Raw genomic sequence first — 8,993 nt, 5'->3', positions numbered from 1 at the left:
GGGTGAACCGGCATGGCGAACTCCATGGTCCGTAAGAGCAGAAGTCGGGGATTTGGGGTCGATGGGCAGCGCTGGAGGCGCCGCACGGCGATGCGACCGCCTTCGATCCGTCGCGTCACCTTCGCTGCGTCGCCCGGTCGTCCTGTCCTGCTGGGGGACGGGGCCGGTGGTGACGGGCGTCGGGGCCGGTCGGCCGGTGCCCGGCCGCGCGGACCGGACTGGGCTTCGACTGGTTCACAGTCCCAGTGCCAGTCGGTAGTACGCCTGGTTCCAGCGGAGATCGCGCTGGAACTGCTTCGGGGTGGTGGCCTCCTCGATGAGGGCGAGTTCCAGGCGGAGCATTTCCGCCAGGTCGTCGAGGTGGTCGGAGGTGAGGGCGGTGCTGAGGACGGTGTGGTGCGGTCCTCCGGCCGTCAGCCAGGATTCGGTGGAGGTCCGCAGGTCGGGGTGGGGCCGCCAGACCGCGCGGGCAACGGGCAGGGCGGGCAGCGGGTGAGGGGGTGCCACCACGTCGATGTCGTTGGCGATCAGGCGGAAGCGGTCGCCGAGGTCGGCGAGCCCGACCACCACGGCCGGGCCGGGGGCCGCGTCGAACACCAGGCGCACCGGGTCCTCCCGCCCGCCGATGCCGAGGGGGTGGATCTCGCAGCTGGGCCTGGCGGCCGCGATGGTGGGGCAGACTTCCAGCATGTGTGCGCCGAGGATGAGCTGGTTGCCGGCTGTCAGGTCGTAGGTGTAGTCCTCCATGAAGGAGGTGCCGCCCGGGAGGCCGGTGGCGGCCACCTTGAGGGCGCGCAGCAGGACGGCGGTCTTCCAGTCGCCCTCTCCTCCGAAGCCGTACCCCTGGGCCATGAGCCGCTGGACCGCGAGGCCGGGCAGCTGGCGCAGTCCGCCCAGGTCCTCGAAGTTGGTGGTGAAGGCCCCGAAGCCGCCGTTCTCGAGGAAGGTGCGCAGGCCGACCTCGATGCGGGCCGCGTAGCGCAGCGAGCCGTGCCGCTCGCCTCCCGGGCGCAGTTCCGGCGACAGGTCGTACAGGTCCTCGTACTCCTTGACCAGGGACGTCACCTCGGTCTCGACCGCGTTGTCGACGACCTCCACCAGGTCGTTGACGCCGTAGGTGTTGACGGAGACGCCGAAGCGCAGCTGGGCCTCGACCTTGTCGCCCTCGGTGACGGCCACGTCGCGCATGTTGTCGCCGAAGCGGGCGACCTTGAGGGTGGCCAGTTCGGCTCGTGCGGCGGCCGCCCGCGCCCAGATCGCGACGCGTGCGGTCGTCACCGGATCGGTGACGTGGCCGGCCACGGTCTTGCGGGGTACGCCGAGACGGGCCTGGATGTGCCCGAACTCGCGGTCTCCGTGGGCGGCTTGGTTGAGGTTCATGAAGTCCATGTCGATGGTGTCCCAGGGCAGGGCCACGTTCGACTGGGTGTGGAGATGCAGCAAGGGCTTGCGCAGCGCGTCCAGTCCGGCGATCCACATCTTGGCCGGCGAGAAGGTGTGCATCCAGGCGATGAGCCCGATGCACCGGTCGTCGGCGTTCGCGTCGAGGCACACCCGGCGGATGGCGTCGGCGTCCGTCAGTACCGGCTTCCACGCCACACGCGCGGGAATGCCGGAGGCGTCGGCCAGCGCGGTGGCGATCTGGCGTGATTGTTGGGCGACCTGCTTCAGCGTCTCCTCCCCGTACAGGCCTTGGCTGCCCGTGAGGAACCAGATTTCCTGGGCGGGGGATGTTTGGCTGGGCACATGGACTCCTGAAGGTGACGTCCCGCAACGGAGGTGAGGGCGGCGGGCGTGGGTGGGGAAGCGGGAACGGCCGGCGGGCGGGGTCAGCCCGCGGTGTGAGCCGTGTCGCGGATGTTCCTCAGGCGGTGCAGCAGGCCGTCGGCGGCGAAGTGGTCGTGCAGGAGCCGGTACTCGGCGAAGAGGGCGTCGTAGGCGTCGGCCCGGGAGGCGTCGGGCGTGTAGACGGCAGGTCGTCGGCGGCCCATGGCGGCGGTGGCCGCTCGCACGTCGGGGTGGACGCCGGCGGCTACGGCGGCGTGGATGGCCGACCCGAGGGCGGGGCCCTGGTCGGACGCGGCCAGGGAGACTGGGCGGCGCAGCACATCGGAGTAGATCTGCATCAGCAGTTCGTTCTTGGCCAGTCCGCCTGCGACGATGAACTCGTACACCGGTACGCCGCCCGCCTCCAGGGCCTCCACGATGACGCGGGTGCCGAACGCGGTGGCTTCGAGCAGCGCGCGGTAGACGTCCTCGGGGCGGGTCGCGAGGGTGAGACCCACGATGACTCCGGACAGGTGGTGGTCGACGAGGACCGAACGGTTGCCGTTCAGCCAGTCGAGGGCGACCAGTCCGTGTCCGCCGACCGGCTGGCCGGCGGCTTTCCGGGTCAGCAGGGTGTGCAGGTCCTCGCCGCGGTCGGCGGCCTCGGCGAGGTAGTCCGGTGGGACTCCTTGGCCCAGTACCCAGGCGAAGATGTCGCCGACCGCGCTCTGGCCGGCCTCGTAACCGTAGGTTCCCTCGACGATCCCGCCGCCCACGACACCGCAGATGCCGGGGACATCGGCGAGGACGGGAGCGTTCACGACGTGGCAGGTGGAGGTGCCCATGATGGCGAGCAGTTGACCGTCCTCGACGGCCTGGGCCGCCGCTGCGGTGACGTGGGCGTCGACGTTGCCGGCGGCCACGGCGATGCCGGGGCGCAGCCCTGTCCACGCTGCTGCCTCGGTACTGAGCGAGCCCACTCGTGAGCCCAGCGCGGAGAGGGGGAATTCGAGGCGGGTGCGTGCGAAGTCGGCGAACCGGGGGTTCAGCGCGGCCAGGTACTCCTCGCTCGGATAGGCGCCGTCCTGGTGGATGCCCTTGTATCCGGCGGTGCAGGCGTTGCGGGACTCGGTTCCGGTGAGCTGCCACACGATCCAGTCGGCGGCCTCGATCCACCGCGCGCAGGTTGCGTAGACGAGCGGATCCTCCTCAAGGACCTGGAGGGCCTTCGCGAACTGCCACTCGGCGGAGATCCGGCCGCCGTAGCGGGCGATCCACTTCTCCCCGCGGGCGTGGGCGAGTTCGTTGATGCGGTCGGCATGGGACTGGGCGGCGTGGTGCTTCCACAGTTTGGGCCACGCGTGCGGCCGTGCGGCGAGCTCCGTCTCGGCGAGGGGAGTCCCGTCGGCCAGCGTGGGCAGCACGGTGCAGGCGGTGAAGTCGGTGGCGATGCCGATCACCGCGGCGGGATCGATCCCCGCCGCCGCCAGGGCCTGCGGGACGGCGTGACGCAGTACGTCCCGCCAGTCCTGGGGGTGTTGCAGGGCCCAGTCCGGAGGCAGTTGCGCACCGCCGTGTGGCAGGTGCCGGTCGATGACGCCGTGCCGGTAGGCGTGGACCGCCGCGGCCAGCTCCTGACCGTCGCGAACCCGCACCACCACGGCGCGGCCCGACAGCGTGCCGAAGTCGACGCCGACCGTGTACTGCTCCGATTCCTCGGAATGCGGGGTGGGCGCGAGGGGATGGGGTGACGTCAACAGAGTGCCTTTCGAAGGAGCCGTGGGGCGGCAGGCGGCCCGGCAGGTGGAGTTGCCGCCCGCAATCCTGGCGGTCGGCCGGGCGGTCCCCCGTAGTGTGAGCGCTAACAATGTCGATAGGCAAGAGCTCTGCGTAGGTCGTACGCGAGCTCCTCTGGCGCAACGGTCTCCGTTTGGGCCGGGCGCCCGAGTGGATCTGCCCGTCGACATATCGAGGATGGAGACTCATCCGGGCGATGCGGCCGGGGCCGAGGCGTCGCGACAAGATGGGGCCCGCCTCGTTGCCGCACCCGACGTGGTAACGGACAGGTAACGCGCGCAAGGGGGTTGAGAACGCGGCTTGTTAGCGCTCACAATGCGACGGCGCGCCCCCGGGTTCCTATGGGGTCGAGCCCGGCTCCCGCCGTGCGGCGCCTCTTCCGTACGCCCTGAAAGGACACCCGTCATGGCTCGCAGAGCAGCTCTCGTCCTCACCGCCACCCTTCTCGCCTCCTCGGCATTGACCGCCTGCTCTACCGAGGGCCCCGCCTCCGGCCCGGCCTCCGGGGCCAAGGCGGACTCCAGCGGCGCGATCACCATGGGCTTCGCCCAGGTCGGCGCCGAGAGCGGTTGGCGTACCGCCAACACCAAGTCGGTCCAGGAGGCGGCGAAGAAGGCCGGGATCGAACTCAAGTTCTCCGACGCGCAGCAGAAGCAGGAGAACCAGATCAAGGCGATCCGCACCTTCATCCAGCAGAAGGTCGACGTGATCGCCTTTTCGCCGGTCGTGGAGTCCGGTTGGGACACGGTGCTGAAGGAGGCCAAGGACGCGGGCATCCCGGTCATCCTCACCGACCGCGCCGTGGACACCAAGGACACCTCCCTCTACAAGACCTTCCTGGGCTCGGACTTCGTCAAGGAGGGCAAGTCCGCGGGCGAGTGGCTGACCAGCGCGTACGCGAACGAACAGGGCCCGGTCAACATCGTCGAGCTTCAGGGCACCACGGGCTCCGCACCCGCCAACGACCGCAAGGCCGGCTTCGCCGACGTCATCCGTGCCGACGGCAAGTTCAAGATCGTTGCCTCGCAGTCGGGCGACTTCACCCGCGCCAAGGGCAAGGAGGTCATGCAGGCGTTCCTGAAGTCCCAGAAGGACATCGACGTCCTCTACGCCCACAACGACGACATGGCCCTCGGCGCCATCCAGGCCATCGAGGAGTCCGGCAAGAAGCCCGGTACGGACATCAAGGTGATCTCGGTGGACGGAATCAAGGACGCCTTCGTCGCGATGACCGAGGGCAAGATCAACGTCGTGGTGGAGTGCAACCCGCTGCTCGGCGACCAGCTGATGGAGCTGGCCAAGAAGGTCGTGGCGGGGGAGAGCGTGCCGACCCGGGTCGAGACCCAGGAGGGCGTCTTCCCGCAGGACAAGGCCGCGGCCGCCCTGCCGTCCCGGAACTACTGACGCGGCAGGTTCCGGTGCCGCAGAAGGCCCGGCCCGGCTCCTCTCTTTCGGATCTCGCGGGCCCGCGAGGCCTGGCACCGGAGCTCGCTCCACCACCCCCACCCATGAGAGGAGGGCGGATGGCATCCCCGTCCACCCCGCGGCCTACGGACGCCGGCGGCCCACGGCCGGTCCTGGAAGCCCAGGACATCCGCAAGCAGTTCCCGGGCGTGCTCGCCCTCGACGGAGTCGCCCTGCGGCTCTTCCCCGGTGAGGTGCACGCCCTGATGGGCGAGAACGGCGCCGGGAAGTCCACCTTGATCAAGGTGCTCACCGGTGTCCACCCCGCCGACGGCGGCACCATCCTCGTCGACGGTCGGTCCCACGCGTTCGCGGACCCCCTCCAGGCGCAGCAGGCCGGAATCAGCACCGTCTACCAGGAGGTCAACCTCTGCCCGAACATCTCGGTCGCCGAGAACATCCTCATCGGGCGCGAACCGCGCCGGTTCGGTCTCGTCCACTGGTCCGCGATGCGGCAGCGGGCGGCCGAGCTGCTGACGGAACTGGACCTCGACCTGGACGTCACCAGTCTGCTCGATTCGCATTCCCTGGCGGTGCAGCAGCTGGTCGCCATCGTCCGGGCGGTAGACGTCTCGGCGAAGGTGCTCGTGCTGGACGAACCCACCTCCAGCCTGGACCGCGAGGAGGTCGCCCAGCTCTTCGCCCTGGTGCGGCGCCTGCGGGACCGCGGTGTGGCCATCCTGTTCGTCACGCACTTCCTCGACCAGGTATTCGACCTCTGCGACCGCGTCACCATCCTGCGCAACGGCCACCTGGAAGGCGAGTACCCCATCGGCGAACTCACTCCGGTGACGCTGGTACAGCGCATGATCGGCGGAGAACTGGCCACCCTCGACCAGCTGTCCGACCGTGCACACGAGGAAGCGGCCGAACGGCCGACCAGCGAGCCGTTCCTCCAGGCACGACAGCTGACCCGCACAGGATCGATCGAACCGTACGACCTCGACATCCACGCCGGCGAGGTCATCGGACTGGCCGGACTCCTGGGATCGGGCCGCACCGAGGTGGCGCGCCTCCTGTTCGGTGCGGACAGCGCGGACGCCGGAGAAGTGAGCATCGAGGGCAAGAAGGTGCTCCTGCGCACCCCCCGTCACGCCATCGCCCGAGGCGTCGCGTTCTGCTCCGAGAACCGCAAGTCCGAAGGACTGGTGGGCGAGCTCACGGTCCGCGAGAACATCATCCTCGCTCTGCAGGCCGCCCGCGGCTGGACCAGGCCGCTAACCCGTGCGAAACAGGACGAACTGGCACGGCATTGGATCGAAGCCCTGGACATCCGCCCCGCCGACCCCGAAGCGCAAGTACGCCACCTCAGCGGAGGCAACCAGCAGAAAGTCCTCCTCGCGCGCTGGCTGCTGACCGCACCCCGGTTCCTGATCCTCGACGAACCCACCCGGGGCATCGACATCGGGGCCAAGGCGGAGATCCAGAAACTCGTGGCCCGCCTGGCGAGCGAAGGCACCGCCGTGCTGTTCATCTCGGCGGAACTCGAAGAGGTCCTGCGCCTGAGCCACCGCATCGCCGTGCTCCGAGACCACCGCATGGTGGCCACCCTCGCGAACGACGACACCGTCACGCCCGAACGCCTCCTCACGACCATCGCCACCGGAGCGGACTCATGACCACCCAGCCCGACCAGTCCAAGGCGGTCGGCGGAATCGGGAGACGACTGGCCGGGCACCGCCTGCTGTGGCCAACGCTCATTCTGCTCGCCCTGCTCCTCGGCAACCTCGCGTTCCACCACGACTTCTTCTCCGTCCGCGTACGCGACGGCCACCTCTACGGCAGCCTCGTCGACATCCTCCAGTTCGGCGCACCCCTCACCCTGGTGGCGCTCGGCATGACCCTCGTCATCGCCAGCCGCGGCATCGACCTCTCGGTGGGCTCCACCGTCGCCATCGCCGGTGCCCTCGCCTGTGGGCACATCTCCACCGCCGCACATCCCGGCAGCGTCACCACCATGCTCACGGCCGTCGCCCTCGCGCTCGGCGTCGCCCTCGTGCTGGGCCTCGCCAACGGGTTCCTGGTGTCCGGACTGGGGGTGCAGCCCATCGTGGCCACCTTGATCCTCATGGTCGCGGGCCGCGGCGTCGCCCAGCTGATCACCGACGGCCAGATCACCACGGTGACCAGCGCCCCCTACAAGATGATCGGAGGCGGCTACTGGCTGACCCTCCCGTTCGCCGTCCTCTTGGCAACCGCCCTCGTCGCACTCACCGCCTTCATCACCCGTCGCAGCGCACTCGGCATGCTGATCGAGTCCGTGGGCGGCAACCCCACCGCCAGCCGCCTGGTCGGCATCCGCGCCGGCGGTCTGCTCGCCCTGGTCTACGTCTTCAGCGCGCTGTGCGCCGCCATCGCCGGGCTGATGATCAGTTCCAACGTCTCCAGCGCCGACGGCAACAACGCCGGCCTGTGGATCGAACTCGACGCGATCCTCGCCGTCGTCGTCGGTGGCACCGCCCTGACCGGAGGGCGCTTCTCCCTCGGCGGCACCGTCCTGGGCGCCCTGATCATCCAGACCCTGTCCACCACGGTCTACACCCTCGGCGTCCCACCCGAGACCACCCTCGTCTTCAAGGCCTTCGTCGTCATCGTCGTCTGCCTCGTGCAGTCCCCGGCCTTCCGGGCCAAGGTCCTGCGCCGCCGCAGGACACCCACTCCCCGCTCCCACACCACGGCGGGCGCCGCCCCGCAGCAGCAGGAGGTACGCGCATGAGTACCGGCATCGCGAGCGCCGCCGCGCGACTCACCCGCCCCTTCGCGACCGTGTCCCCGCGCACCCGCACCCGTATCCCGCTGATGGTCACGGCCGTCCTGCTGGTCGTCATGTTCAGCGTCGGATCGGTGCGTTACGAGGGCTTCCTCTCCGCGCAAGTCGTGCTGAACCTGCTGATCGACAACGGATTCCTCCTGGTCGTCGCGGTCGGGGCGACCTTCGTCATCCTCACCGGCGGCATCGATCTGTCCGTCGGCTCCATGGTGGCCCTGTCGACCATGCTCACGGCCTGGCTGGTCGAGTCGCACGGCTGGCCCCTGGCCAGCGTCATTCCACTGGTCCTGATGGTCGGCGCCGCGAGCGGGGCGCTCATGGGCTGGATCATCCACACTTTCGAGATCCAGCCGTTCATCGTCACCCTGGCCGGCATGTTCCTCGCCCGCGGCCTCTGCTACACGATCAGCACCGAATCCATCAACATCAGCGACCCCACCACGGCAGGAATCGCGCAGACCCGGCTGTACGGCCCGGGGGGACTGTTCGTCTCGATCCCGGTGGTCATCGCCTTGGCCGTGCTGGTGACCGCCTTCGCCGTACTGCACCACACGCGCTTCGGCCGCAACGTGTACGCGCTGGGCGGCAATGAGTCCTCCGCACGCCTGATGGGTCTTCCGGTGGGCTCCACCAAGATCGCCGTATACGCCGTCAGCGGCCTGTGCTCCGCACTCGGCGGCCTGCTGCTGACCTTCTACATGCTCTCCGGCTACGCCCTCCACGCCATGGGCATGGAACTCGACGCGATCGCCGCCACCGTGATCGGCGGCACGCTGCTGACAGGAGGCTCCGGCTTCGTCCTGGGCACCGCCCTCGGCGTGCTCGTCCTCGGCATGATCCAGACGGTCGTCAACTTCCAGGGCACGCTCAGTTCTTGGTGGACCCGGATCGTCATTGGTGCCCTGCTGCTCGTGTTCATCGTGCTGCAACGTCTGATGAGTGGACGCCGCCCTGCCGCCGGCTGACACCCGGCTCCGCTGCCCATCAGCCCAGCAGCCATCAGTCCGTGCCGCCGCGGTCGAGTGCCGTGATCACAGCTTGGGAACACCGCCATGGAACACGTATATGAATCCGCAGACCAGGCCGCTGAGCCCAGGCGGACCGCCTCCGGTCCGCGGACGGGCCGTCCCCTCCGCACGGCCGATGAAAGAACGGGGGAGAGGTGGCGGTTCGGCTTCCCCGGCCGGGCCCGCGC

At 69.4% G+C, this 8,993-nt stretch carries 6 protein-coding genes; 4 read left to right on the top strand and 2 right to left on the bottom strand.

Features of this window, described 5'->3' with window-relative positions; all coding sequences use genetic code 11:
* Positions 1-234 precede the first annotated feature (234 nt).
* Both araA and araB read right to left on the bottom strand, forming a co-directional pair.
* Positions 235-1,746: an L-arabinose isomerase gene (gene araA / locus ACWGIU_RS20140; RefSeq protein ID WP_453707648.1), complete on the bottom strand. Its 1,512-nt coding sequence runs from the start codon at positions 1,744-1,746 to the stop codon at positions 235-237.
* Positions 1,747-1,829: 83 nt separating this feature from the next.
* Positions 1,830-3,524, bottom strand: coding sequence for a ribulokinase (gene araB, locus ACWGIU_RS20135; protein WP_453707646.1), 1,695 nt, complete (start codon positions 3,522-3,524; stop codon positions 1,830-1,832).
* Positions 3,525-3,969: 445 nt separating this feature from the next.
* Here araB and ACWGIU_RS20130 point away from each other — a divergent pair, with 445 nt between their 5' ends.
* The 4 genes from ACWGIU_RS20130 to yjfF all read left to right on the top strand — a co-directional run bounded on the left by ACWGIU_RS20130 (position 3,970) and on the right by yjfF (position 8,763).
* Positions 3,970-4,968, top strand: a complete 999-nt coding sequence (locus tag ACWGIU_RS20130) for an ABC transporter substrate-binding protein (protein ID WP_453707644.1) — start codon at positions 3,970-3,972, stop codon at positions 4,966-4,968.
* Between the two features lie 119 nt (positions 4,969-5,087).
* Positions 5,088-6,647: a sugar ABC transporter ATP-binding protein gene (locus tag ACWGIU_RS20125; protein ID WP_453707642.1), complete on the top strand. Its 1,560-nt coding sequence runs from the start codon at positions 5,088-5,090 to the stop codon at positions 6,645-6,647.
* The gene (locus tag ACWGIU_RS20120; protein ID WP_453707640.1) at positions 6,644-7,744 is read left to right on the top strand and encodes an ABC transporter permease; all 1,101 of its coding nucleotides are present in this window, start codon (positions 6,644-6,646) and stop codon (positions 7,742-7,744) included. Before ACWGIU_RS20125 ends, ACWGIU_RS20120 begins: the two co-directional genes overlap by 4 nt.
* A complete protein-coding gene (gene yjfF, locus ACWGIU_RS20115) occupies positions 7,741-8,763 on the top strand; it encodes a galactofuranose ABC transporter, permease protein YjfF (RefSeq protein ID WP_453707638.1) in 1,023 nt (340 codons plus the stop codon). Before ACWGIU_RS20120 ends, yjfF begins: the two co-directional genes overlap by 4 nt.
* Positions 8,764-8,993 lie beyond the last annotated feature (230 nt).

It is taken from the genome of Streptomyces sp. NPDC054840 (assembly GCF_053611065.1).
Note: the sequence above shows the minus strand (reverse complement) of the source record. Positions and strands in the feature narration are given on the sequence as shown.

Coding starts and splice junctions, on each gene's coding strand:
- ACWGIU_RS20125 (WP_453707642.1), top strand. CDS start 5,088: ATGGCATCCCCGTCCACCCCGCGGCCTACGGACGCCGGCGGCCCACGG.
- yjfF (WP_453707638.1), top strand. CDS start 7,741: ATGAGTACCGGCATCGCGAGCGCCGCCGCGCGACTCACCCGCCCCTTC.
- ACWGIU_RS20130 (WP_453707644.1), top strand. CDS start 3,970: ATGGCTCGCAGAGCAGCTCTCGTCCTCACCGCCACCCTTCTCGCCTCC.
- ACWGIU_RS20120 (WP_453707640.1), top strand. CDS start 6,644: ATGACCACCCAGCCCGACCAGTCCAAGGCGGTCGGCGGAATCGGGAGA.